1 protein-coding gene is annotated in these 281 nt (G+C 56.9%); it reads left to right on the forward strand.

The features are described 5' to 3' along the window. Positions 1-281: Calx-beta domain-containing protein (locus MWU78_RS22355; RefSeq protein ID WP_247002038.1), on the forward strand; the 281-nt coding region annotated here is incomplete at both ends.

Here is a 281-nt window from a genome sequence, read left to right on the forward strand (position 1 = left end):
GCCTTCAATGGGACTACGTCCAGTGGCCTTGAATCCGTTTCCAGCTCGGCCCTTGCGGTGTCGCTTTCGGCTGCGAGCGGTTCTAATGTTTCGGTGAATTATGCCGTAACCGGCACGGCTACCGGAGGAGGGACGGACTACACCCTGGCCGACGGTACGCTTACGATCTTGGCTGGAGACTTGACAGGGAACATCAGCATAGCGGGCATCGTGGACGATTTGATCGACGAACTTGATGAGACGGTGGTGGTGACGCTATCGTCGCCTACCAATGCCACATT

It is taken from the genome of Arenibacter sp. F26102, assembly GCF_023015865.1.
Lineage (GTDB): Bacteria > Bacteroidota > Bacteroidia > Flavobacteriales > Flavobacteriaceae > Arenibacter.